This window comes from Anaerococcus rubeinfantis, assembly GCF_001487145.1.
Taxonomy (GTDB): domain Bacteria; phylum Bacillota; class Clostridia; order Tissierellales; family Peptoniphilaceae; genus Anaerococcus; species Anaerococcus rubeinfantis.
The window spans coordinates 23,945-48,798 of record NZ_LN913016.1; the positions used below are offsets into that span (position 1 = coordinate 23,945).

The window sequence follows — 24,854 nt, forward strand, 5'->3', positions numbered from 1 at the left end:
AAAAAATTAATTAGACATTTTTAATAAATAGCTGTATTATATTAATAACAAGATAAGAAAATTTCATACCACTGTTAAATTGATTATAGACTAATCAAAAAAAATTTGCAATACCTTTTCATAAAATTTTTGAAAATAAATCAAATTTTTAGATTAGTCATAGAAAATTAAAAAGGAGAAACGCATGTACAACTTTGATGAAAAAAAATTTTCAGACAATTTAAATGGAGCTTTGAAGTTAAGAGAGCAAATTAATGAAATTGTTGATAAAATTTGCGATGAAGGTTACAAGGATATTTGTTGGTTGGGTATAGGTGGAACTTGGGCGTCAGCTTTACAGGTTGAAGTCCATATGAAAGAAAAATCTGAAATTGATTTTTTTGTTGAAAATGCTGCTGAGTATATTGTTACTGGAAATAAAAAAATTTGTGAAGGAACTATAATTGTTATATCTTCAGTTTCAGGAACAACTTCAGAAATGATTGAAGCATTAAAAATAGCAAAAAAACATGGGGCAAGAGTGTTAGGCTTTATTGATAAAAAAGAATCTCCACTGTCCGAGATGGTTGATTGGTCAATTTCTTATCCACTTAATGAACAGTTAAAATTTTTCATGGTAGCTGATAGGTTTATGTTTAATAAGGGTGAATTTGATCAATATGAAGACATGTATGATAATTTTGACAAAAATCTTTCTAATGCACTAATCGAAGCAACATTTGAAGCGGATGAATTTGGAAAAGAATTTGCTCAAAAACATCATGATGATTATCTACATTATTTTGTTGGAGCAGGAAACCAATACGGTGCAACTTATTCTTATGCTATGTGTTATTGGGAAGAACAACATTGGATTAGAACAAAATCAATTAGATCAGAAGAGTTTTTCCATGGTATGTTTGAAATAGTTGATAGGGATACTAATATAACAGTATTTGTGGGAGAAGATAGCCAAAGGCCTTTAAGTGAAAGAGTTGCAAAATTTATTCCTAAAGTTTGTGCAAATTATACAATCATTGATACTAAAGATTACAAACTTACTGGTATTAAAGAAGAGTATAGACAATATATTTCACACTTAGTTATGAGACAAATTTGCTCTAGAATAGATGTTTATATTGAAAAACTTAATTGCCATCCAATGGATATTAGAAGATATTATAGGGCTTTGGATTATTAATAAAGGAATAAGTCATGAAAAAGAAAGCTTTAATGATTGGAGATAATTGTATAGATATTTACAAAAATTTAGGCTGCGGATATCTTACAGGGAATGTAGTTGATACTGGAATAAATATGGCTATATTAGGCAGTCAAGTAGGAATAATTACAAATATAGCTAAAGATACTTATGGCGATGAAATGCTAAAAATGTATAAAAAATATGGTGTCAATTGTGAAAGAATTAAAGTAATTGATGGGAAAACTGCTTACACTATTATGACTTTGGAAGATGGAGAGAGAATACATGGAGATTATTTTGAGGGAGTCCTTGAAAATATGAAGTTTTCCGAAAGTGATATAAAATATGCACTAAATTACGATTTAATTTTTAGTGCATTTTGGGGTAAAGCAGAAGAAATTCTGATTGAAATAAAAAAAATTAATGATAAAAAAATTATTTCTTTTGATTATGCAGATAGGGTGAATGATCCAAAAGTTGATAGACTTGATGGAATAGTAGATATTGGATTTTTCTCTTGGTCAGATTCATTAAATGAGGCAAAAAAATTTTTAAAAGATCGCATTTCAAAAGGACTGAAAATAGGTGTTACTACTTTTGGCGAAAAGGGTTCTTTGGCATATGATGGAAAAGAATTTTATGAACAAAAAGCTTATAAGGTAGAAGATTTAAATAATACTGTAGGAGCAGGAGATTCATTTATAGCTGGATTTTTATCATCATATCTTTTAGATAAAGATATGAAAGAATGTCTAGACGAAGGCTCAAAATTAGCAAGTAAAATTGTAAGACAATTTGGACCAATTTTGAATGAAGAAGTTTTTAAAATTATTTAGTAAAAGGAGAATAATATGAAATTTGGTTTGTTTACATCAGGATATCAAAGATTTGATTTAGAGAAAGCTTTTATTGACGCGAAAAAATTTTCTTATGATTATATAGAACTTTGGGGAGCAAGACCACATGCTTACCCATTAGATTTTGATATTTGTGTTGATAGGATTAATAGATTAATAAAAAAATATGATATGCCAGTAAAGGTTTATACTCCAGAAATTAATGCTTATCCTTACAACATAATGTGGGAAAATGAAAAAATGAGGCAAGATTCGATTGAGTTATTATATAAAGCTATGGATTTTGCCAAAGCTATTGGAGCTGAATACACTCTAATATCAGCTGGACATTCTGGATATAATGCAACAGATAAGCAAATTAAAGAAAGATTAAAAGATAGTCTTGAAAAAATATTAGCCTATGCGAAAAAAATAGACCATAAAATAATTTATGAAGCCCTTACAACTTTCGAATCAAATGTAACAAATACTGCCAATGAGATGGCTGACATAATAAATGAAATTGATGATCCTAATTTGTTTGGGATGAACGATATAATAGTTCCTTATATTCAAGGTGAAAATATAATGAATTATTTGGATAAGTTAGGAGACAAGATGGTACATATGCACATAGTTGACAGTGATGGTGTGTCAGAAAGTCATGTTTGTCCGGGCTTGGGAGTCCTACCTTTAAAAGAACTAATGGCTGAGTTAAAAGATTATGGATATGATGGAAATATAACCATAGAATTGGTTACAAATTATTTAAATGAGCCTAGTATTTATTCAAAAATGGCAATAAATAATTTAAAGGAATATATATAATGAACATAGACTTTAGAGTATATGCCCATTTTTATGAAGATATATGTGATTATGAAAAAAATTTTTCAAAAAGACAAGAGGTATTAAATATTCATAAAAATTCTATAGCTACAATCAGCCACATAAAAAATCAAATGCGTTTAGCAAATTTGGATAGATTAGTTTTACATGCTCAAAATGAATCTTCAATAGATGGGTATCCTACAGTTACTAATGAAGAAATATCAAAATTAGTAAATACTTATCCTGATTTATTTTATGGGGTAGCAAGTGTTGATCCAAATGATGAAAATCATATAATTGAATTAGAAAATTCCTACAATAACTTAAAGCTAAAAGCTTTAAGATTAAATTTATCTAGATTAAATATAAATCCCTTAGATAATAGACTTGAAAAAATTTTTGATTTATCTAATAAATACAAAAAAAATATAATATTTGAGTGTGGAATATCCTATGATAGAGGCTATAGTGCAAAATATGCAAATCCAGCCTTGTACGAAGATTTATTGATAAAATATCCTAAAATAAAATTTTGTTTTACTAGGTTTGCTTGGCCTTATGTAAAAGAAGCAGCAATGCTGATGATGAAATATAAAAACGCCTACATGGATACAGGTGCTTTGTATTTTGATAGTGCATTAGAATTTTATAAGGATATATTTAATAACGAACTAAGACTAAGTTGGGTTGATAGAAGTTTAAACCATCAAATAATATTTGCAAGTGAAAATCCTAGATTTGAACAAATTAGAATGGCAAAAGCAATGTATCAATTAGGATTACACGATAATACTTTAAAATTAATTATGGGAGAAAATGCAAGAGATTTCCTAGGAGTTAGTGATGTCTGAGATTATAATAAAAAAAATACAAACATCAGAATATAATCAATTTTTTGATATAACAAAAGAAATTGAGGAGATTGTAGAAGAAAAAAAATTGAAAAATTGTATGCTAACAGTTATCTCTCCTCATACAACTTGTGGAATTTTTGTAAATGAAGGTTTAGAGTGTTTAGAAAAAGATATAGAAGATTTTTTAAAAAAACTTGCTCCAGAAGATGGAAAATATTATCATGCTAGAATGTTACAGAGTTATGGATCAACTGCAGGAAATCCGACTGGGCACTTGAAATCTTTAATTTGCGGGAATCATGCTCATTTTTTAGTAGTTGATGGAAAAATAAAAAAAGGTGATGCACAAAGATTGTATTTTTGTGAATTTGATGGACCATCACAGAGAAAATATCATATATTTATAAATTAATTAGAGGTAGATTTGAATAAAAAAGTAAAAAAAAATTATATGACAAAAGCAGAATTGCTTGAAAGACTTCTTACATATTTGAAAAATAGTGATTTAGAAGTTGGGGATAAAATAATTTCAGAAAGGCAGATATGTCAATTGTGGAATGTTAATAGATCTACCCTAAGGTCAGCTTTAAGAAGACTTGTTGAAGAAGGATACTTGGAAGCGATTCAGGGAAAGGGATATTTTGTAAAAAAAAGGAAAGTAAATAGAAATTTACAAGATTTAAAATCTCTTCAAGTAGTCCTTAAAGAACAAGATAGAAAATTAAAAACGAAAGTTTTAAGTCAAGATGTAATATATCCTGACAAAAAATTATGTAAAATATTTAAAGTTGATGAAGAAAATCCTATTTTGGAGCTAGTAAGAATAAGATATATAGATGATAAACCTGCACTTTTAGAATATAACTATACAGATTTAAAAAAATGTAAGGGTCTTGAGAAAGTTGATTTTTCAAACATACCTTATTACTTAGCCTTGGAATTAAAATATAACTTAATACCTAATAAGGGATTTCAAGAAATATCTTTGACAGAATTAAGAAGTGATGAGGCCATAATATTTGATAAATCCGAAGGTGACAATTTTATTTATATGGAAGGAAAAACATATGATAGTAGCGATGAAAAAATACCTATGGAAGTATTTAAGTCGATAGCAGACCCTGATATGTTTATTTTTACATCTTACATGAAATTTGTTGAGAAGGGAGAAAGTGAATGAAAAAAATTTGTTGTGTTGGAGATAATTGCATAGATTATTATGAAGAAATAGATATGGCAAAATTAGGAGGAAATCCTGTTAATGTTTCTGTTTATATCAAACAGCTAGGAGGTGAAAGCTCCTATGTAGGTGCGGTAGGAACAGATGATTTTGGAAAACTTATGATTGATGGAATAAGAAATGAAGGAGTCGACGTTTCTAATGTACAAATAAATCCTGGAAAAACTGCCGTAACTCAAGTTAAAATTTCTGGAAATGAAAGAATATTGGGCGATTATGATGAAGGCGTAATGAAAAATTTTAAATTAACAGAAGAAAATAGAAAATTTATTCTAGAACATGATTTGGTTGTAAGCGGTTATTGGGGAAATACAGAAAAAGAGTTTAAATATTTTAAAGAAAATAAAATTGCAACAGCATTCGATTTTGCAACCAACATAAAAAGTGATTTAACAAATGAAACTCTACCATATGTTGACTATGCTTTTTTCTCAGATGATGAACTTTCAGAAGATTACGAAGGATTAAAAAAATTTATGAAAGACCTTTATAAAAAAGGACCAAAGATGGTTATTGTCACTAGAGGAGAAAAAGGCAGTGTAGTTTATGATGGAAAAAAATTTTATGAGCATGGAATTATTCCTTGTAAGGTAATAGATACCTTAGGAGCAGGGGATAGTTATATTGCAGGTTTTTTATTTTCTATAGTAGATGGTAAATCTATAGAAGAAGCTATGGAAACTGGTGCAAATAGAAGTTCAAAAACAATATCCTACGAAGGCGCCTGGTAAAATGATAAATGATAAAAAGATACAATATTACCAACCTGCTTACAAACAAGTTAGAGATCTTATCCTAGAAAAAATAAATAATAAAGAATTTTTGCCAGGTGAGGCAATTCCTTCAGAATACGAATTAGCTGAAATATATGGAGTAAGCAGGGTTACAATTAGGTCTGCATTATTAGATTTACAACGTGAAGCTATCTTGCAATCAATTCAAGGCAAGGGAGTCTTCGTATTGGGAGATCCTGTAAATAGAAATCTTGATAGACTAACTGGATTTACTAGGTCAATAAAAGAATTAGATAAGAATCCAAAAAACAGTTTGGTTAATTCTTTTATTAGAAAAGCTGGACCATTTTTTGCTGATATTTTTAAAATAAATGAAGAAGATGAAATTCATTATATAAAACGAATCAGTAGTGTAGATAAAATTCCTACTGTTTTAGAAGAAATATATGTACCAACTGAAATCTTGCCTAATTTGATGCAAATTAATACCAATGATTTTTCAATGTATGATATATATGATTATTATGGTATTGAAGTAAGCTATGCTGAGCAAGTTTTGGAAGTTACAAAATTAGATAAAAATGAGGCTAGACTTCTTAATATTAATGAACAAACTCCTGTGTTTTTGTTAAAATGTGTAACTTATGGAAACGATAACAAGCCTATTGAATTCTCTTTATCATATGTTAATGGAGAGATTAGTAGGTTTAGATCAGAATTTGATAAAAATTTCATAGCGAAAGATCATAGAATATAAATTTGATTTAATTTAGAAAGGAATTTTATGACAAAATTAAAATTTTCAGCAATGACTGTATCTTATATTCAATATTCGCTAGATTATTTGATAAAAAGTTTTGGTAGATTGAAAATTGATAATATAGAACTATGGGCGGCACTTCCTCATTACGATATTTATTTAGATAAAAATACTGATTTATATAATAATCAATTAGAGAAAATAAAAAACAAATTAAAAGAAAATAATATGAAAATTGTGATGTTTACTCCAGAAACTCTTGCGTATCCATATTCTTATTCTCATCCTAATGAAGAAATTAGAAATAGGACTGTTGAATATATGAAAAAAGCATGTGATGATGCATTGGATTTAGGGTGTAATCAAGTTTTTATAAATTCTGGGTGTGGTTTAAGAGATATACCTGTTGAAGATTCTTGGAAAAATTGTGTAGATAGTTTTAAAAAAATTTGCGAATATGCAAAGGATCTTGGGATAAATATTGTACTTGAACAACTTCAACCTTATGAAAGCAATTTGGTCATTAATTTACAAGATTGCATAAGAATGAAAAATGATGTTGGATATGATAACCTAAAAATTTGCTTAGATCTTGTAGCTATGGAAGTAGCTAATGAAAAAATTGAGGATTATTTTAATACTTTTGGAGATGATATAGCTCATATTCACCTTGCTGATTCTAATCATGAAATTTTAGGTGATGGGAATTTCCAAATAGATAAGTATTTAGAATACTTAGAATCAATAAATTTTGATAAATATATATCTTTAGAAATTAATGATTCTATATATTGGAATGACCCAGAGAAATCTCTTAGAGAATCAATAAGTTGGTTAAAAGACAATAATTATATGAAATAGAGGTGGTAGAATGAATTGGGCAAAAGAATTATTTAAAGTAGAAAAACCTATTATTGGAATGTTACACTTAGGTGCTCTTCCAGGAGATCCTAGATATAAATATGAAAATAATTTAGATGAATTGGTAAAATTAGCAAGAAAAGATTTATTAGCTTTGATTGAAGGTGGAGTGGATGGTGTATTAATTTCAAATGAATTTAGCTTTCCTTATCAAAGAAAAATGGATTTTATAACCGTTGGATCTATGGCTAGAATAATTGGAGAAATAAAAAGTGATATAAGTATACCCTTTGGAGTTGATGCAATATCTGATGGGGCTGCTACTTTAGAGTTAGCGTGTGCTGTTGATGCAGATTTTTGCAGAGGAACTTTTTCAGGAGTTTATGTTGGTGATGGCGGATTATATAATAACGATTTTTCAAAATTATTAAGAAGAAAGACTGAACTTCATTTAGATAAATTAAAAATGCTATACTTTATTAATCCAGAATCCGATAGAAATTTGGATACTAGAAGTTTATCAGAAATTGCAAAATCTACAGTTTTTAAAGCAGGAGCTGATGGATTATGTGTTTCTGCAAATGCTGCTGGTGAGGATGTAGATGATAATTTACTTAAATTAGTAAAAGAATCTGTTCCAGAAACTTTAGTTTTAGCTAATACTGGTTGTAAACCTAGCACAATTAAAGAAAAATTAAAATTTGCTGATGCAGCAGTAGTAGGGACATATTTTAAAGAAGATGGTAAGTTACAAGATGAAAATGGTAAAAATGTAAGAATTGATTCTAATAGGGTTAAGAAATTGATGGATGTTGTTTATAAAATAAGAAAAGATTTGGAGTAAAAAATGGCTGAAAAATATTTTTTGGGTGTTGATATTGGAACAAATGAGAGCAAGGGTGTAATTATTGATAAAAACGGAGATGTTATAGCCTCAACATTTACAAGTCATGGGGTAGAAAATCCAAAACCTAATTATTTTGAACATGATGCCGATGAAATTTGGTACAAAGATCTTTGTATAATTTCAAACAAATTATTGAAAGAAACTGGAATTAATCCTAAAGAAATAAAAGGAGTAGGTTGTTCAGCTTTAAGTTCTGATTGTCTTCCGGTAGATAAAGATGGAAAACCTCTAAGAAAAGCTATTCTTTATGGTATAGATGCAAGAGCAATGGAAGAATGCAAGATATTAACTGAAAAATGGGGAGAAGAGAAAGTTATAGAATTATTTGGAAGACCATTAGGCTCTAGCGATATAGCTCCCAAAATTTTATGGATTAAAAGAAATGAGCCTGAGGTATTTGAAAAAACATATAAATTTTTAACAGCATCTAGTTATCTTGCTTACAAACTAACAGGAAACTACACTGTGGATAGATTCTTAGGCTTAGCTAGTTTTAATCCGCTTTATAATAATGATGGAAGTCCTAATGAATTCTATTGTGAGGGTATTTGTAAACCAGACCAATTAGCAGATGTAATGTGGACAACTGATATAAGTGGCTATGTTACTGAGAAAGCATCAAAAGATACAGGTCTTGCGGTTGGTACACCAGTTATAGCTGGTGGAGATGATTCGGGCGCAGAAGCCATTAGTAGTGGAGTTATGACTCCAGGAGATATGTTAATTCAAATGGGATCAACTGTTTATATGATTTTATGTACAGAAAAATTATATAATGATGACAGACTATGGAGAGAAGCATTTATTATTCCTAATACTTTTGACATTTCTGCTGGTACAAATACATCTGGTGCCTTAACAAAATGGATCAGAGATGTTTATTATAAAGATAAAGTTGAAGAAGAAAAAAATGGTGGAGAAAATGCATATCAAGCCATAATTAATGATATTAAAGATATTCCAATTGGAAGTGGGGGGATTGTGACCTTACCATATTTTGCAGGAGAAAGAACTCCAATAAATGATTCAAAGGCGAAAGGTCTTGTAATTGGTTTGGATCTTGCTCATGATAGAGGAAATATTGCAAGATCAGCGTATGAAGCTGTTTGTTACTCAATTAAACAACATTTTGATATTTTTGAAGAATTAGAAGTTCCAATTAAAAATATAATGGTTACTGGTGGGGGAACAAAAAATCCTCTATGGATACAAATGTTGTCAGATATTTTAGGATTGGAAATAAAAACTCCAGCTATTACCATTGGAGCGAGCTATGGTGATGCTTTGATGGCTATGATTGGAACGGGAAATATAGAAGGTTTTGAAGAGGCTAGTAAGCTAATAAAGATTGGAGAGACTTATAAGCCTGTGAAAGAAAATACTGAAAAATATTTGAAATTTTATGAAGTGTATAACTGTTTATACAATATAAACAAAAACTTAATGCATGAGTTGGATGAAATTAATAAATAGTTAAATTAAGAGCTGCTGTAAAATATAATTTTTTATTATTTTACAACAGCTCATTTTTAATAAATTTTTAAAATGTTAGAACTGATAAATATCAAAATTTTTTATATTTTTAAATTTCATTAAAAACAAATTTTTCTATAGCCTCACCGACTGCACCTTGGTCGTTTGTGGCTTTGGTTGTGTATTTTGATACGTCTTTTAGTAAAAGGTGGGCGTTTTGAACAGCGGCGGAATAGCCTGCTTCTTCTAGCATTTCTTTGTCGTTGTAATTGTCGCCAACTGTTAGGACGTTTTCCATGCCAAATCCATAGTGCTCGCACAACTTTTCTAGGGCCTTGGCCTTATTTACATTTTTTCTGTTTATTTCCATGAAGGTATCTGATGAATAGGAAATTGAAACATCCCAATTGCAAATTCTTGCTACGTCTTCTTCAAGACTCATTAGATAGTTTAGGTCGGAATTTTTTATTATAACTTTTATTATTATTTCCTTATCAAGATTTTTTATATCTTTTGCTTTTTTTACAAACTTGTAGATATTTTTATCATAATTCCCTTTTACTTCGTTTCCGTTTGGAAATACATAGCAGTGTTTATCGGTATAGATTTCAAAGTGTACATTTTTTTCATTGCAATAATCTGAAACTTCCACTGCTTTTTTGTAATCAATTGGGGATGCTTCTACAACTTTTTTTGTTACATTGTCCATTATTATTCCACCGTTACAAAGTATAGAAAACCTATCTTTCTTTACGTTATCTATTTGATCAAGAATATCAAAAAGTTGGTAGGGGCCGCGGCCTGTTGCTATGGAAACTATTATTCCCATTTCCTGGGCTTTTTTTATGGCTTTAAGATTTCTTGGATGAATGGTCTTGTCTGTCGACAATAATGTTTCATCGCAATCTGTTGCTATTAGTTTTATCATAAATTCTCCTTTTTTATTTTATACCCAAGTATTTTCTTATATATATATAAAATATGTATATATAAAAAAACGTGCATTAAAAACACACGCTTAAAAATTTATTTATTTTTTTAAAAATTCGATTATATCATTTGACTCGTACAAATATTCTCCATCGTGGAAGAGGCATGGTACTTGTCTTTTGCCACCATTTTGGATTAATTCCATCATGGCATCTCTATTTTCGTTTATATTTACAATTTCTAATTCGATATTGTTTTCTTCTAGGAAATTTTCAACTTTTCTACAGTGAGGGCAAGCTGTTCCTACAAATAATTTATAATCTGACATATATACTCCTTAAAATAAATTTCATAAATTTTACAATTTATATTATTATACTAATAGAAAGGAAGTTTTAAAGGTGAAAAAATGAAAGATAAATTTTTAAAGCTCATAAGAGTTATTCTTGTGATTGTTATAGCAGTGTGCCTGGGCATTCTTGGCAGAAGAGGATATGATTATTACAAAAACTATAAAAATAACCAACATATTGCATCTGTTATGAAAGAAGTTAAGGCAAATGATAAAAGTGGTAAAAAAATTAAGATAGAAACTTTTGCTGATAAGGAAAAGAAATTTATGGAGATTTTGAAAAAATTTCAAAAGGAAAACCAAGATGTAATCGGCTTTATTGAAATTCCTGAAACAAATATTGCTTATCCAATTTTACAAGCAAAAGACAATAATTATTATTTGAGACAATCTTTGGATTTAAAATATGATATAGCTGGGTCTATTTTTATGGATTATATGAATGATAGCAAATTTAATGATGCGAATTCTGTAATTTATGGTCATTATGTTCAAGGAATGGAAACTATGTTTTCAGCTTTAAAAAAATTTAGGGACCAAGATTTTGCTACAAAAAACAGAAAAATTTATATAACAACAAATGAGGGGCTTAGGGAATATGAAATTTTCTCAGTTTTCACAACCCCATCTGAATATGATTATAGGACCTTGGATTTTGAGGATATGGGTCAAAAATTAGAATATTTTAAAAAGCTTAGAGATAAGAGTGATGTAAGTCTTGAAAATCGCGAATTTAAGGATGATGATACCATTATTACATTATCAACATGTCAATATGATTATGATGATGAAAGACTTGCAGTCCATGCCCTAAGAATTAGATAAGGATAAAAATGAATAGATATATAGAAGAAAATAAAAATAAATTAAATTTAACAAATGAAAAGGGTCAATTGATTTTTTACCATGAATCTTTTGACCCAAAAGATATTTTTACCTGCGGCCAATGTTTCAATTTTTTTGAGGAAGAAGATGGATCATTTACTGCAGTTTTTTTGGGAAAAATTATAAATCTCAAAAAAGAAGGGGAAAAAATAATTATAGACAATGTAAGTGAAGAAGAATTTTATGATATTTTCTACGATTATTTTGACCTTGGAGTAAATTATGAAGCTATAAAAGAAAAAATTTCTGTAGATCAAACCTTAAAAGAGGCAACAGAATATGGGGCAGGAATTAGGATTTTAAATCAAGAATTTTTTGAAACCCTAATCTCATTTATAATTTCAGCCAACAACCAAATCCCAAGAATTAAAAAAGCTGTAAGAATAATTTCTGAAATGTATGGAGATTATATTGGAGAATATAAAGGAAGAAAATATTATTCTTTCCCAAGTCCAGAAAATTTATCCAAGGCAAGGCCAGAAGATTTAAGAGAAAAAGCAAGAGTTGGTTTTCGTGATAAAAGAATAGTTCAAACTGCAAAGATAATCAATGATGGATTTTTTGATTTTGAAAAAGATATTAAAATGCCAACAGAAGATTTGAGAAAAAAACTCCAAGAGCTTCCAGGAGTAGGGCCAAAAGTTGCTGATTGCATTTTGCTTTTTGCCTTTCACAAAAGAGAAACCTTCCCGGTTGATGTTTGGATAAAAAGAGTAATGGAATTTTTATTTATAAAAGAAGAAGTTCCAAAAAAACAAATTGCAGCCTACGCTGACAAATATTTTGGAGAAAATGCAGGCTACGTCCAACAATATTTATTCTATTATGGCAGAGAAAACGCCATTGGTAAATAAAACTTGCATTATTTTTAATTACTCGTATATTTATATTAGATGTTAGCAGTCAAAGTTAATGAGTGCTAAAAGGAGGAAATAAAATGAACTTAAAACCAATCGGTGAAAGAGTAGTTATAAAAAAATTAGAAGCAGAAAAGAAAACCCAATCTGGCATAGTTTTACCAGAATCTGCTCAAGAAAAACCACAATATGCAGAAGTTGTTGCAATAAGCAATGATATTTTAAATGACCAAGATAAAAAAGATTCCTTAAAAGAAGGAGACAAGGTTATTTATTCCCAATATGCAGGAACTGATGTAAAAATTGACGGTGAAAATTACGTAGTTTTAGCATACAAAGACGTATTAGCAGTAGTAGAATAGGAGAAAATTATGGCAAAAGATATAAATTATGGAAAAGATGCAAGAGATGGTCTTGAAAGAGGAATTGATAAATTAGCAAATGCTGTAAAAGTTACACTTGGACCAAAGGGAAGAAATGTAGTTTTAGATAAATCATACGGAGCACCAACTATAACAAACGATGGTGTAACAATCGCCCAAGAAATCGAACTTGAAGACAGATTTGAAAATATGGGAGCCCAACTTGTAAAAGAAGTTGCTACAAAAACAAATGACGTAGCAGGAGATGGAACAACAACAGCAACAGTTCTTGCCCAAGCAATTATAAAAGAAGGACTTAAAAATCTAGCTGCAGGAGCAAATCCAGTAGTTTTAAATAAGGGTCTAAAAAAAGCAAGCAGTGAAGTTGTTTCCTACATCAAAGAATCTTCAAAAGAAGTAGAAGATAAAAAAGCAATCGAACAAGTAGGAACAATCTCATCAGCAGATCCAGAAATTGGTAAATTTATTGCAGATGCTATGGAAAAAGTAGGAAATGATGGAGTAATCACAGTAGAAGAATCCAAAACAACAGACACCTACCTTGACGTAGTAGAAGGAATGCAATTTGACAAGGGATATTTATCCCCATACATGGCAACCGACAATGAGAAAATGGTAGCAGATCTTGATGATCCATATATACTTGTAACAGACAAAAAAATCTCAAGTATTCAAGAAATCCTACCACTACTTGAAGAAATTGTTCAATCATCAAAACCACTATTAATAATTGCAGATGATGTAGACGGAGAAGCTCTAACAACACTTGTTCTAAATAAATTAAGAGGAACCTTCAACGTAGTTGCAGTAAAAGCACCAGGATATGGCGACAGAAGAAAAGAAATGCTTCAAGATATAGCAATTCTTACAGGTTCAAAAGTAATTTCAGAAGACCTATCAATGGAATTAAAAGAAACTACAATAGAAGATCTTGGATCAGCTAAAAAAGTTAAAGTTGACAAAGATCACACAGTAATTGTAGAAGGAAAAGGCGACAAAGAAGCCTTAACTGAAAGAGTAGAAAAAATCAAAGGTCAAATCGAAGCAAGCGATTCAGAATACGACAAAGAAAAATACCAAGAAAGAGTAGCAAAACTTGCAGGCGGAGTTGCAGTAATAAACGTAGGAGCTGCAACAGAAACAGAAATGCAAGATAAAAAATACAGAATCGAAGATGCTCTTTCAGCAACCAGAGCTGCAGTAGAAGAAGGAATAGTTGCAGGTGGTGGAACAGTTCTAATAGAAGCAATCAAAAAAGTAGAAGCTTTAGAAGAAAAATTAGAAAATGACGAAAAAACAGGAGCAAAAATAATAGAAAAAGCTCTAGAAGCACCACTAAGACAAATCGTAGAAAATGCAGGAATGGACGGATCAGTTGTACTTGAAAATGTAAAAAAATCAGACAAAAACAATGGTTACGATGCCTACGATGATGAATATGTAAATATGTTTGAAAAAGGAATCGTAGAACCAACAAAAGTAACAAGATCAGCCCTAGAAAATGCAGTAAGCATAGCAAGCATGATTCTAACAACAGAAGCAGCAGTGGCAGATATAAAAGAAGAAAAACCAGAAATGCCACCACAAATGCCAATGGGATATTAATATAAATATGCTCTTGCAAGACAATAATATTGTTTTGCAAGAGTTTTTTTATTTTTAAAATTAAAATTATAATTTTTTAAGCATTAAAATAAAAATGTTTTTTGAAATTTAAAGCTTATAATTTACAATTGATTTATATTTATTAACAATACTATAATAAGTAAAAAAAATAATTTAATAAGCTAATTATCTAGTATAAAAAAATTTCAAAATATGGTATAATTTAGAAAATGAACAAAATATAATAATTTTTTACAAGCTAATAAAATTTTAAAAAAATTTCTTGTGAAAAATATTCAAAAACAAGTAGATTTATACGGGAGGAGGTAAATATCAGTTCATTTTAAATTTGTAAGAGTGTTGCACGTTAAATGTTTTTTAAAAAACGTTTACAAATCTAGCTGAAACACAAATTTGACTTATATTTGTGATTTCTGCTAATTAAAAAGAGGAGAATTATGAGTAGGGAGAATAAAAATCCAAGAAAGATTTTGTTTTCTGTATTAATTGCTATTGCTTTTGTAGTTTTAGCTGGTATTAAATTAGGCTATGCCAATATATTATCACCAAAACAAGGAATCAATGAGTATCATTTTTATAATGACACAATAGAAAAAAAAGATTCAGCAAAAGAGATACAAAAACAAATAATTCTTGATGGAAAAGAAATTTCTGATCCTGGTCATGTATTTAAAGACAAAGATAAAGTCTTTTTAAAATGGCAAGATGAAGATGGAAATGAAATTAAATTTGATACGCCAATAGAGATTAAAGGTGACGACAAAAAAATAATTAATGTTTACCCAGTTTTCAAAGATCAAGTAGTAATAACCTACTATATAGTTGGCGATAAAAATGATAGAGTTTATATGACTGACACCATCAGTGATGCTTATTCTTATAAACTACCAGAAGATCCTACAATTTATGATGCTAATAAATACTTCGTAAATTGGTCAACATCAAAAGATGGAAAATCTGGTGTTTATGATGAGGAGTCATTGAAAAAAGATATTGCAGCAGGAAAAACTGACATTAAACTCTATGCAATTACAGAGTCTAAAAACAAGGCAACATTTATAACAGGAGACGGCGCAAGCTACCAAGACCAAATATTTGCAAAAGATGATGGCAAGCTTGAGAAATTGCCAGAAAATCCTACAAGAGAAGGCTATGAATTTAGCCATTGGTCTTTGAAAAAAGATGGAGATCCTGTTGACCTTAATACTTTAGAATTAAACGAAGACATTACTGTGTATGCTGTATGGAAACCAGTTGTAGTTGACTATAAATTTAAGGTTATGACCCAAAATATTGACGATGACGGCTACACCTTCCTTGGAATAATATCAGCAAGAGGACTTAATGGAGAAAAAACAAGCCTACCATTTAAAGGAAGTGAAAATCCAGATCCTAAGGTAGCCCCAACTGGTCCAATAGTTGAAGATATTAGTAAGCTATCAAAAAAAGATGGCCGCTTTAGCGATGGCTACAATAGTAAAGACAAAAACGGACAAATGGATCACACATATACTAATCCTCAAACCCTAGATTATTTAGGTTTCCATTTAAACGAAGAAAAAACAAAACAAGCTTTTGAAACAATAAAAGCTGATGGCAGCACAGTTGTACCTGTCTATATGGATAGAAATGTTCATACTATATCGGTCCTTAAAAATGAAAATAAAATTGATTATTATCAACCTAATTGGGTCAATGCCAAAGATGATAATGGAAATATTCAAGTAGATTTGCGTTACGGTCAAAGTTCTGAAAAATGGTTTGAAAATCTCGATGACAAATATGTTTACTATATGGATAAAAGTATAGGTTCTTTCTATACTAGAGCACCAGCAATGGGTGATAAAGACATCTACATGTATAGAGTTTATGCTGAGGGTACAAAATACCAACTACGCTTTGTTGAATGGGATCCAAGTAAATTTAATGCACAAATAAATAAATCAAGTCTTGCAACCTTGCAATCTACTCTTGGAACCATGAAAGAAATTGGTAAAAGAGTAAGCTTCCAAAACTCTGAGTGGTACTATCATTATAACGGAGGCAAGTCTAGAGTCCATGAGCCATACAAAGGAATGAGGCAACTAAATCCAACATTTTCTTGGGTAGATGAAACTGACCATGTAGATGACATAGAAGGATTTGAGCCTAAAACTGGAGATATGTCTAGTGATGGCTTGCAATCAATAAATGTAAACAATCCAGCCTTTAGAGATTATATGTTTGCTGCAGGAAAAGATGTAGGAAATTATCAAAACTACACAGGAACACCATATATAGAAGATGGCTCTTATGTAGGTTTCTTATTCTACGAACGCAAAACTTATAAAATAAATTATTACTCTGGAAGTAAAAAATTAGATTCAAAACCATACAAATATGAAGCTGATACAAGCGATTTTGGACTTGATTATGTAAAAGGAGAAACTACAAATTCTAAAGGTCAAGTATTCCAAGGTTGGTATGATGACTCAGAATTTAACGTAGAACACAAACATGAAGCTGGAGCAAAAATGCCTGCTCATAACATTACAGTCTACGCAAAATGGGATTCTCGTAAATATGAAGTAACCTTCCACACCAACCAAGATGACTATAAAAAAGATATAGAAAAAATAAGTGAAATTCCTGAAGATGACAGTCTTTACGATGGAAAATATAAAGATGAAAAAGTCAGCGAAGAGAATTTCCCTAAACCAATTCAACCAAAAGACGCAACAGAATTTTTAGGTTGGTATGAGAAAAATAAAAATGGTAGATTTGTAAAAGCAAATCTTCACAAACAAATTAAAAATAATGATACTCACTTATATGCTAAGTGGAAATATGATTATTTAAAATTAACATACGATTTGAACTTGCCTGAGACTGACAAAGTTGAAGGAACTGCTCCAACAGATTCAAGCTCTTATATCACTGATGCCAAAGCACAAGTTCAAGATATTGGAAATGTAAAAGTAAATGGTGGCAAAAAAGTTTTCGTAGGTTGGAGTGAAACAAAAGATGGTTCAAGCGGACTAATTAAACCAAGCGAAACTGTCCTAATGGATAAAAATAAAACTCTTTACGCTCAATGGAAAGAAATAAAAGATTCATCACTTACAAAGGTAACATATGATCCAAACGGTGGTAAAGGTAGTCAATATACAGTTAATGAAATAGTTGTAGAAGACTTCCATAAAGTCCTAGACAATGATAAAGATGATAATCTTAAATACAGCCGTGAAGGATATGCCTTTAAAGGTTGGAGTAGAGATAAAGCTGCAACAAAAGCTGAATTCCAAGCAGGCGAAGAGGTCAATGTCAACAAACTAGAAGAAGATAAAAATAATTATATCTATGCTATCTGGGCTCCTATCATCAATTACACAACTGATGGAAATGGACAAGTTAAGGAAGGCGAAAACTTTGTAGATAAAACAAAAGAAGAAGTCGAACTTAAATCAAATCCAAAAGGAACCGAAACAAAAGCAAATGATGGATATAAATTTAGCCACTGGACAGCTGATAAGCCTATTAAATTATCAGATGGAACAGAAATAAAAGCTGGAGAAAAAATTACTGAAGACCAATTAAAACAAGCAGTAATCACAGAACCACTTACATTTACAGCTAATTTTGTAAAAGATGAATTTAAAGTAACACACGAATTTAAAGTTGCAAAAGATTCTCCAGTAAAAGAAATGCCTGCTGAAGTTAAAACAGCAGTTGATGCCCAACTTCCAGCTGATAAAACAGCTAAAGATGGAGAAACTGTAACACCAACTGAGCCAGAAAAAACAAAAGTAGAAGATAAAGAAAATGATGGAACATGGACATTCGAAGGCTACAAAGATCAAAATCCAGATACAGAAGCAGTAGATGCAAAAGTAAATGGAAAAGATGTAACATTCGAAGGCGCATGGAAATTCACACCAAAGGAACACAAAGTAACATACGAATACGTAAGTGGAACAAAAGGTGTAGATTTACCAGAAGCATTAAAAGCAAAAGCACCAAAAGACGCAACAGGCAAAGTAAAAGGCGATACAGTAACATCCCCAGTTCCAACAGGCGATGACGCTACATTTAGAGATGAAGCAAACAAAGGAACATGGAAATTCAAATCATACGACAAAGATTCAGTAACAATTTCTAACCAAGACGAAAAAGTAATAGGAACATGGGAATTTAACCCAGATCCAGAAGTAGTAACAGAATACGTTGATGAAGATGGTAAGACTATAGCTCCAAAAGAAAATGGAACAAAAGACAAAAAAGATATCGAAGGATATGAATTTGTAGAAACAAAAACTGATGAAAAAGGTAATACAAAACATATCTACAAGAAAGTAAAACCAACTCCAGAAGTAGTAACAGAATACGTTGATGAAGATGGTAAGACTATAGCTCCAAAAGAAAATGGAACAAAAGACAAAAAAGATATCGAAGGATATGAATTTGTAGAAACAAAAACTGATGAAAAAGGTAATACAAAACATATCTATAAGAAAGTAAAACCAACTCCAGAAGTAGTTACAGAATACGTTGATGAAGATGGTAAGACTATAGCTCCAAAAGAAAATGGAACAAAAGACAAAAAAGATATCGAAGGATATGAATTTGTAGAAACAAAAACTGATGAAAAAGGTAATACAAAACATATCTACAAGAAGAAAACTACTCCTACACCAGCTGTAGTTACTGAATATGTCGATGAAGATGGTAAGACTATTGCTCCTAAGGAAGATGGTAAACAACCTAAGAAAGAGATTGATGGATATGAATTTGTAAAAACCGAAAAAGATGAAAAAGGTAATACAAAACATATCTACAAGAAGAAAACTACTCCTACACCAGCTGTAGTTACTGAATATGTCGATGAAGATGGTAAGACTATTGCTCCTAAGGAAGATGGTAAACAACCTAAGAAAGAGATTGATGGATATGAATTTGTAAAAACCGAAAAAGATGAAAAAGGCAATACAAAACATATCTACAAGAAGAAAACTACCCCTAGTCCATCTATAGTTACTAAATTCGTAGATGAAAATGGAAATCCTCTTGCTAAGGATGAAGATGGAAAGCAAGTTAAAAAAGATATTCCTGCTTATGAATTTGTTAAAACTATAAATGATAAAGATGGTAATGTAGTTCATGTTTATAGATTTAAACAAACACCTAGTCCAAGTGTAGAAACAAGATATTTTGATACTGAAGGAAATCAAATTCTCGCAGATAAAACTGGAGAAAATCCTGCATCATCTATTGAAGGTTATCAATTTGTAAGAACCGAAAAAGATGAAAAAGGTAATACAGTTCATATTTATCAAAAACTTGCACCTGTTCCAAAAGTTGAAACTAGATATGTTGATGTAAATGGAAATCAACTACTTCCTCCTAAACAAGGAGAACAAGGTTCAGTAGCTATAGATGGTTACAACTATATAAGAACAAGTAAAGATAATAATGGTAACACCATTCACACTTACAGCAAAACACCTTTTGAAGGTGTAGAAACAAGATATTTTGATACTGAAGGAAATCAAATTCTAGCTGATAAAGCTGGAGAAAATCCTGCATCAACTATAGAAGGTTATCAATTTGTAAGAACCGAAAAAGATGATAAAGGTAACATTAACCATATTTATCAAAAAACTGCTCCTACAGTAAAAGTTGAAACTAGATATATTGATGAAAATGGAAATCAACTACTTCCTCCAAAAGAAGGAACACAAAATCAAGTAAATATTGAAGGTTACGTTTATGTAAGTACAAATAAAGATAATAATGGTAATACAATTCATATTTACAAGAAAGTAATTAAACCTATCGAAGATGTTGTGACTAAGTTTGTTGATGAAAATGGAAATGAAATTGCTCAAACTCAAAAAGGAAAAAATCCAAGCCAAAATATCGAAGGATATGAAATAATAACTACAAAAACTGATGATAAGGGAAATATAATTTATGTTTATAGAAAGAAACCTAATCCAACAAAAGTAGTTACTAAGTTCGTAGACGAAAAAGGTAATACTATCGCAGAAAGTGAAGATGGTAAAAAACCTAATAAAGATATAAAAGGCTATGAGTTTGTAAAAACTGAAACAGACAAAAATGGCAATACTGTTCATATCTACAAGAAGAAAGAAAATATTTCAAAAGCAGTTACTAAATTTGTAGACGAAAAAGGTAATACTATCGCAGAAAGTGAAGATGGTAAAAAACCTAATAAGGATATAAAAGGCTATGAGTTTGTAAAAACTGAAACAGATAAAGACGGCAATACTGTTCATATCTACAAGAAGAAAGAAAATACTTCAAAAGTAGTTACTAAGTTCGTAGACGAAAAAGGTAATACTATCGCAGAAAGTGAAGATGGTAAAAAACCTAATAAAGATATAAAAGGCTATGAGTTTGTAAAAACCGAAACAGATAAAGACGGCAATACTGTTCATATCTACAAGAAGAAATCTTCATCTACAGAAAATAAATACAAAGTAACTCATAAATTCGAATCAACTACACCAGGTAAAACTCTTCCAAAAGAAGTTTTAGATCTTCTTCCTAAAGATTTAGATGGAATGGAAAATGGTAGTAAAGTAACACCAACAAAACCTTCTAAATTAGAAGTTAAAGTAAAAGATGGTACTTGGGTATTTGAAGGATATGATAAGGAAAGTGGTACAATCGAAAACGGTGATATAAGTTTTACAGGAAAATGGAAATTTGTACCAAATACAAAATCTGGTACAAGCACTTCAATTGGAAGCAAAGTAAACCGTGCTATTAGCAAATCAAATGTTAGTACGGGTGTGGCAGGTTCTACAAATGTAATACTTGTATTAATGGGTTCTGCTTTTGCTTTATACAAAAACAGAAAGAATAAACAATAAAACATTGCTAATAAGTTTTAATAAGAAAAAAGGAATTTTATAAATTCCCAAGATAAAAAAAGACGAGGAAATTTGTTTTCTCGTCTTTTTCAATTTATTGTATTGAAAATATTTTATAAAGTTAAAAATTTATGGGTAGAATAATAGAAATATTTACATTTAATAATAGGAAAAATTTATGGAAAACAAATCAAAATCTTTTTTAACTTATTTGCTTATAATATTGATGTTAATTTTCACATCATCAAGTCTTTCTTTAATTGGGATTTTTATGGGGAAAGTTGTAACTTCAATTTCAAATTTGAATATGGGAGAATTTAAATGTAACCTTATAAAATTAGGATTTTTAGTTTTGATAAATTTTATTTCATCAAATTTAGCCTTTAGACTTAATTATATGCTGGGGATGGAAAAATTTATTGGTTTAAAAAATGAACTTTTTAAAAAGGATTTGAAAAATAATAAGGAAATAAATATTGCAAATTATACAACCAACATTGAAAATTTATATGCCAATCGATTTATGGTAAAAATAAATGCCATAAATCTAGCTTTGACCATGTTTTTTGCTGTAATTTCTATTATTTATATTAATTTCAAACTCCTACCTGTCGCAATAATTGGAGCAAGCTTACCTATATTGATGCCTTTACTTCTAGGAAAAAATATTCAAGAGAAATCCAGAAAATTTAACGAATTTTATGATTTTTATCAAAAATATATAGGGGGAAAATTAGAACAAAAAAATGAATATTTGAGATATAAGGTTGAAGATAAGCTGATTGATGAAAAAAGCAGGATTGAATTTGACCATGAAAAAAACAGAAAAGATTTAAAAAATATCAATACATTTTCTAATATATCCTCCCAAAGTCTTGGTTCTCTTTCATATTTTTTGATTTTTATTTTTGGTGGTCTTCTTGCTTTTAGGGGAGAAATTGAAGTTGGTTCTATAATTTCTGTAGTGCAACTTATGAATTATATAGTTGATCCGGTTATAGGCTTATCTTCATTTATTTCTATGTATAATGAATCAAAACCTATCTATGAAAATATTAAAAATATCTTAAATCAAAAAGAAATGAAGAAAAAATCTTTGGACTTATCTTACCCAATAAATCTTTCTGCCAAAAATATTTCTTTTTCATACGAAAATAAAAAAATAATTGATGATTTTAATTTTGATTTTTCTTATGGAAATAAGTATTTAATTAGGGGAGAATCTGGCAAGGGAAAATCAACCCTGGCAAAAATTTTATGTGGAGAAATTTCTCCTAATAAGGGAGAAATATTTCTAAATGGTGAGAATATTAAAGATTTTGATTATAGGGATTATATTCTATATGTTGACCAAAAACCAAATATAATAGACGGGAGTTTGGAAGATAATATAAATTTTTATAGAAAGAAAAGGGACAAAAAAATTGATTTATCTGTTTTTAATATAGATAAAAAATTGAGCGATAAGATAAGTAAAAACGAGGGATTATCTGGTGGAGAGATGATGAGAATAAGTCTATTAAGATCTCTTATCGAAACTAGGGCAATAATGATTTACGATGAACCAACAGCTGCCCTTGATGGAAAAAATTCAAAAGAAGTTTTGGAAAAACTTCTATCACTAGACCAAACTGTTATTATAATAAGTCATAAAATTGATGAGGAAATATTGAATAAATTTGATAAAATTATAGATATCTAGAAAATTTTTTTAAAAATTAGGAAAACAATACCAAATAAATCTTTAAAAATGGGCGTAAAAAAATCAAAATAATAGATTTTTATTATCAATTAGAATATTTGATTTAAGGGGATTTAACAAAATATTAACCTGATTAAAATAATATGAAAAGAAAATTAAAATAAACTATGAAAATGTTGACACAGAATAAAAAAACTGATATTATTTAGATGATCTTAAGATCAATATAATTCATTTCAAGGAGGAAAAATAGAAATGAAGAAACTAGGTTTATTGCCAAGACTAATTATTGCAATCATTCTAGGTATTCTAATTGGACTTGCAGGTCAAAAAGTTGACGTTTTAAAGATCTTAGTTAGAATACTAATTACTTTTAATGGTCTATTTGGCAACTTCTTAGGATTTGTTATTCCACTAATTATTATGGGATTTGTAATTCCAGGTATAGCAGATCTAGGAGATTCAGCAGGAAAGACACTCGCAATAACAGCAGGTATTGCATATTTGTCAACCATTATCTTTGGAAGCATTACATATTTTGTAGGTAGTGCAGTTCTTCCTACTTTTATTAAAAAGGGAGCAATTTCATTTGACCCAGAGAAGAACTCAGGAAAAGCTCTAGAAAAAATATTTGAATCACCAATGGATCCAGTATTTTCTGTAACAACAGCTCTTATAATTTCATTTATTTTGGGTGTTGGTATAGCAGCAGCTAAAGCTGAAGTGCTAAAAAAAGCAGTTCACGAATTTTCTGACATAATTACAAGATTGATTTCAAAAGTTGTAATTCCATTATTGCCATTCCATATTTGTGGTATTTTTGCAAACATGGCTTATGAAGGAACTGTAGCAGTTGTATTATCAGTATTTGCTAGAGTATTTATCATGGTATTGATTCTTCACTGGCTAACAATAACTGCACAATTTACAATAGCAAGTTCAATGTCAGGTGGAAGTCCATTCTCAAAAATCAAGACTATGATTCCAGCTTACATGACAGCTATAGGAACACAATCATCTGCAGCAACAATACCAGTTACACTTAACCAAACTTATAAACTAGGTGTAAACAAAGGTATAGCAGACTTTGTAATTCCTCTTTGCGCAACAATCCACTTATCAGGTTCAACAATAACTCTTACATCATGTTCATTATCAATTCTTATGCTTAATGGATCAGATGTAGGATTCCAACACATGTTCCCATTCATCCTTATGCTAGGTGTTACAATGGTAGCAGCACCTGGAGTTCCAGGAGGAGCAGTAATGGCAGCATTAGGTATTCTTCAATCTATGCTTGGATTTACAGAACCTATGACAGCTTTAATCATCGCATTATATGTTGCTCAAGATTCATTTGGTACAGCATGTAACATCACTGGTGATGCTGCTATAGCTTGTATAGTTAATAAAATCTCAGGATTTAAACTAGATCCAGCAGCAAATGCAGAATATATTGACGAATTAGTTAAGCAATAAAAAAGCAATAAAAAATAGAACTCTTTTGAGTTCTATTTTTGAGCTTATGATCTTAAGAGAAAGAATATGAAAATTTATTAAAAAGG

20 protein-coding genes are annotated in these 24,854 nt (G+C 30.0%); 18 read left to right on the top strand and 2 right to left on the bottom strand.

Annotation, left to right across the window (positions count from 1 at the left end):
- The first annotated feature begins 184 nt into the window (after positions 1–184).
- From BN3265_RS01025 to BN3265_RS01075, 11 genes are read left to right on the top strand one after another with little or no spacing between them, the layout of a single operon-like run.
- Positions 185–1,180, top strand: coding sequence for an SIS domain-containing protein (locus BN3265_RS01025; protein WP_058989725.1), 996 nt, complete (start codon positions 185–187; stop codon positions 1,178–1,180).
- A gap of 14 nt (positions 1,181–1,194) precedes the next feature.
- The gene (gene frlD, locus BN3265_RS01030; RefSeq protein ID WP_058989726.1) at positions 1,195–2,019 is read left to right on the top strand and encodes a fructoselysine 6-kinase; all 825 of its coding nucleotides are present in this window, start codon (positions 1,195–1,197) and stop codon (positions 2,017–2,019) included.
- A gap of 15 nt (positions 2,020–2,034) precedes the next feature.
- Positions 2,035–2,847 (top strand): fructoselysine 3-epimerase, encoded by an 813-nt coding sequence (gene frlC / locus BN3265_RS01035; RefSeq protein WP_058989727.1) that lies wholly within the window; start codon positions 2,035–2,037, stop codon positions 2,845–2,847.
- A complete protein-coding gene (locus tag BN3265_RS01040; protein WP_058989728.1) occupies positions 2,847–3,701 on the top strand; it encodes an amidohydrolase family protein in 855 nt (284 codons plus the stop codon). Before frlC ends, BN3265_RS01040 begins: the two co-directional genes overlap by 1 nt.
- Positions 3,694–4,116, top strand: a complete 423-nt coding sequence (locus BN3265_RS01045) for a secondary thiamine-phosphate synthase enzyme YjbQ (RefSeq protein WP_058989729.1) — start codon at positions 3,694–3,696, stop codon at positions 4,114–4,116. The genes BN3265_RS01040 and BN3265_RS01045 overlap by 8 nt, the downstream gene beginning before the upstream one ends.
- A 12-nt stretch (positions 4,117–4,128) precedes the next feature.
- Positions 4,129–4,884, top strand: coding sequence for a GntR family transcriptional regulator (locus BN3265_RS01050; protein WP_058989730.1), 756 nt, complete (start codon positions 4,129–4,131; stop codon positions 4,882–4,884).
- Positions 4,881–5,675 carry a fructoselysine 6-kinase gene (frlD, locus tag BN3265_RS01055; RefSeq protein ID WP_058989731.1) on the top strand — a complete coding sequence of 265 codons (795 nt, stop codon included), beginning with the start codon at positions 4,881–4,883 and terminating at the stop codon, positions 5,673–5,675. Before BN3265_RS01050 ends, frlD (BN3265_RS01055) begins: the two co-directional genes overlap by 4 nt.
- A 1-nt stretch (position 5,676) precedes the next feature.
- Positions 5,677–6,435, top strand: a complete 759-nt coding sequence (locus BN3265_RS01060; RefSeq protein ID WP_058989732.1) for a GntR family transcriptional regulator — start codon at positions 5,677–5,679, stop codon at positions 6,433–6,435.
- A 27-nt stretch (positions 6,436–6,462) separates the two neighbouring features.
- Positions 6,463–7,299 carry a sugar phosphate isomerase/epimerase family protein gene (locus tag BN3265_RS01065; RefSeq protein WP_058989733.1) on the top strand — a complete coding sequence of 279 codons (837 nt, stop codon included), beginning with the start codon at positions 6,463–6,465 and terminating at the stop codon, positions 7,297–7,299.
- 10 nt (positions 7,300–7,309) lie between these two features.
- Positions 7,310–8,143, top strand: coding sequence for a BtpA/SgcQ family protein (locus BN3265_RS01070; RefSeq protein ID WP_058989734.1), 834 nt, complete (start codon positions 7,310–7,312; stop codon positions 8,141–8,143).
- Between the two features lie 3 nt (positions 8,144–8,146).
- A complete protein-coding gene (locus BN3265_RS01075) occupies positions 8,147–9,679 on the top strand; it encodes an FGGY-family carbohydrate kinase (RefSeq protein ID WP_058989735.1) in 1,533 nt (510 codons plus the stop codon).
- 109 nt (positions 9,680–9,788) lie between these two features.
- Here the strand turns inward: BN3265_RS01075 and BN3265_RS01080 are convergent, their stop codons facing one another.
- Together BN3265_RS01080 and BN3265_RS01085 are read right to left on the bottom strand one after the other, a co-directional pair.
- Entirely contained in the window at positions 9,789–10,607 is an 819-nt protein-coding gene (locus BN3265_RS01080) for an HAD family hydrolase (protein WP_058989736.1), read from the bottom strand.
- Positions 10,608–10,709: 102 nt separating this feature from the next.
- Complete coding sequence (locus BN3265_RS01085) at positions 10,710–10,937, bottom strand: glutaredoxin family protein (protein ID WP_058989737.1); 228 nt, start codon at positions 10,935–10,937, stop codon at positions 10,710–10,712.
- 81 nt (positions 10,938–11,018) lie between these two features.
- Here BN3265_RS01085 and srtB point away from each other — a divergent pair, with 81 nt between their 5' ends.
- From srtB to BN3265_RS01120, 7 genes are all read left to right on the top strand, one after another.
- A complete protein-coding gene (gene srtB, locus BN3265_RS01090; protein ID WP_058989738.1) occupies positions 11,019–11,786 on the top strand; it encodes a class B sortase in 768 nt (255 codons plus the stop codon).
- Positions 11,787–11,794: 8 nt separating this feature from the next.
- Positions 11,795–12,700 (top strand): DNA-3-methyladenine glycosylase family protein, encoded by a 906-nt coding sequence (locus BN3265_RS01095; protein WP_058989739.1) that lies wholly within the window; start codon positions 11,795–11,797, stop codon positions 12,698–12,700.
- Positions 12,701–12,783: 83 nt separating this feature from the next.
- On the top strand, positions 12,784–13,065 hold the full coding sequence (locus BN3265_RS01100) for a co-chaperone GroES (protein ID WP_004816894.1): 282 nt from the start codon (positions 12,784–12,786) through the stop codon (positions 13,063–13,065).
- Positions 13,066–13,074: 9 nt separating this feature from the next.
- Positions 13,075–14,691 (top strand): chaperonin GroEL, encoded by a 1,617-nt coding sequence (gene groL / locus BN3265_RS01105; RefSeq protein ID WP_058989740.1) that lies wholly within the window; start codon positions 13,075–13,077, stop codon positions 14,689–14,691.
- 458 nt (positions 14,692–15,149) lie between these two features.
- A complete protein-coding gene (locus BN3265_RS09385) occupies positions 15,150–21,587 on the top strand; it encodes an SHIRT domain-containing protein (protein WP_094777018.1) in 6,438 nt (2,145 codons plus the stop codon).
- A 178-nt stretch (positions 21,588–21,765) separates the two neighbouring features.
- Positions 21,766–23,289: an ATP-binding cassette domain-containing protein gene (locus BN3265_RS09420; protein WP_148362998.1), complete on the top strand. Its 1,524-nt coding sequence runs from the start codon at positions 21,766–21,768 to the stop codon at positions 23,287–23,289.
- 255 nt (positions 23,290–23,544) lie between these two features.
- Positions 23,545–24,768: a dicarboxylate/amino acid:cation symporter gene (locus BN3265_RS01120; protein ID WP_058989741.1), complete on the top strand. Its 1,224-nt coding sequence runs from the start codon at positions 23,545–23,547 to the stop codon at positions 24,766–24,768.
- Positions 24,769–24,854: the final 86 nt, after the last annotated feature.

Excerpts from the sequence above, each read along its gene's own strand:
- BN3265_RS01025 (WP_058989725.1), top strand. The coding sequence starts at position 185 with ATGTACAACTTTGATGAAAAAAAATTTTCAGACAATTTAAATGGAGCT.
- frlD (WP_058989726.1), top strand. The coding sequence starts at position 1,195 with ATGAAAAAGAAAGCTTTAATGATTGGAGATAATTGTATAGATATTTAC.
- frlC (WP_058989727.1), top strand. The coding sequence starts at position 2,035 with ATGAAATTTGGTTTGTTTACATCAGGATATCAAAGATTTGATTTAGAG.
- BN3265_RS01040 (WP_058989728.1), top strand. The coding sequence starts at position 2,847 with ATGAACATAGACTTTAGAGTATATGCCCATTTTTATGAAGATATATGT.
- BN3265_RS01045 (WP_058989729.1), top strand. The coding sequence starts at position 3,694 with ATGTCTGAGATTATAATAAAAAAAATACAAACATCAGAATATAATCAA.
- frlD (WP_058989731.1), top strand. The coding sequence starts at position 4,881 with ATGAAAAAAATTTGTTGTGTTGGAGATAATTGCATAGATTATTATGAA.
- BN3265_RS01060 (WP_058989732.1), top strand. The coding sequence starts at position 5,677 with ATGATAAATGATAAAAAGATACAATATTACCAACCTGCTTACAAACAA.
- BN3265_RS01065 (WP_058989733.1), top strand. The coding sequence starts at position 6,463 with ATGACAAAATTAAAATTTTCAGCAATGACTGTATCTTATATTCAATAT.
- BN3265_RS01070 (WP_058989734.1), top strand. The coding sequence starts at position 7,310 with ATGAATTGGGCAAAAGAATTATTTAAAGTAGAAAAACCTATTATTGGA.
- BN3265_RS01075 (WP_058989735.1), top strand. The coding sequence starts at position 8,147 with ATGGCTGAAAAATATTTTTTGGGTGTTGATATTGGAACAAATGAGAGC.
- BN3265_RS01080 (WP_058989736.1), bottom strand. The coding sequence starts at position 10,607 with ATGATAAAACTAATAGCAACAGATTGCGATGAAACATTATTGTCGACA.
- BN3265_RS01085 (WP_058989737.1), bottom strand. The coding sequence starts at position 10,937 with ATGTCAGATTATAAATTATTTGTAGGAACAGCTTGCCCTCACTGTAGA.
- srtB (WP_058989738.1), top strand. The coding sequence starts at position 11,019 with ATGAAAGATAAATTTTTAAAGCTCATAAGAGTTATTCTTGTGATTGTT.
- BN3265_RS01095 (WP_058989739.1), top strand. The coding sequence starts at position 11,795 with ATGAATAGATATATAGAAGAAAATAAAAATAAATTAAATTTAACAAAT.
- BN3265_RS01100 (WP_004816894.1), top strand. The coding sequence starts at position 12,784 with ATGAACTTAAAACCAATCGGTGAAAGAGTAGTTATAAAAAAATTAGAA.
- groL (WP_058989740.1), top strand. The coding sequence starts at position 13,075 with ATGGCAAAAGATATAAATTATGGAAAAGATGCAAGAGATGGTCTTGAA.
- BN3265_RS09385 (WP_094777018.1), top strand. The coding sequence starts at position 15,150 with ATGAGTAGGGAGAATAAAAATCCAAGAAAGATTTTGTTTTCTGTATTA.
- BN3265_RS09420 (WP_148362998.1), top strand. The coding sequence starts at position 21,766 with ATGGAAAACAAATCAAAATCTTTTTTAACTTATTTGCTTATAATATTG.
- BN3265_RS01120 (WP_058989741.1), top strand. The coding sequence starts at position 23,545 with ATGAAGAAACTAGGTTTATTGCCAAGACTAATTATTGCAATCATTCTA.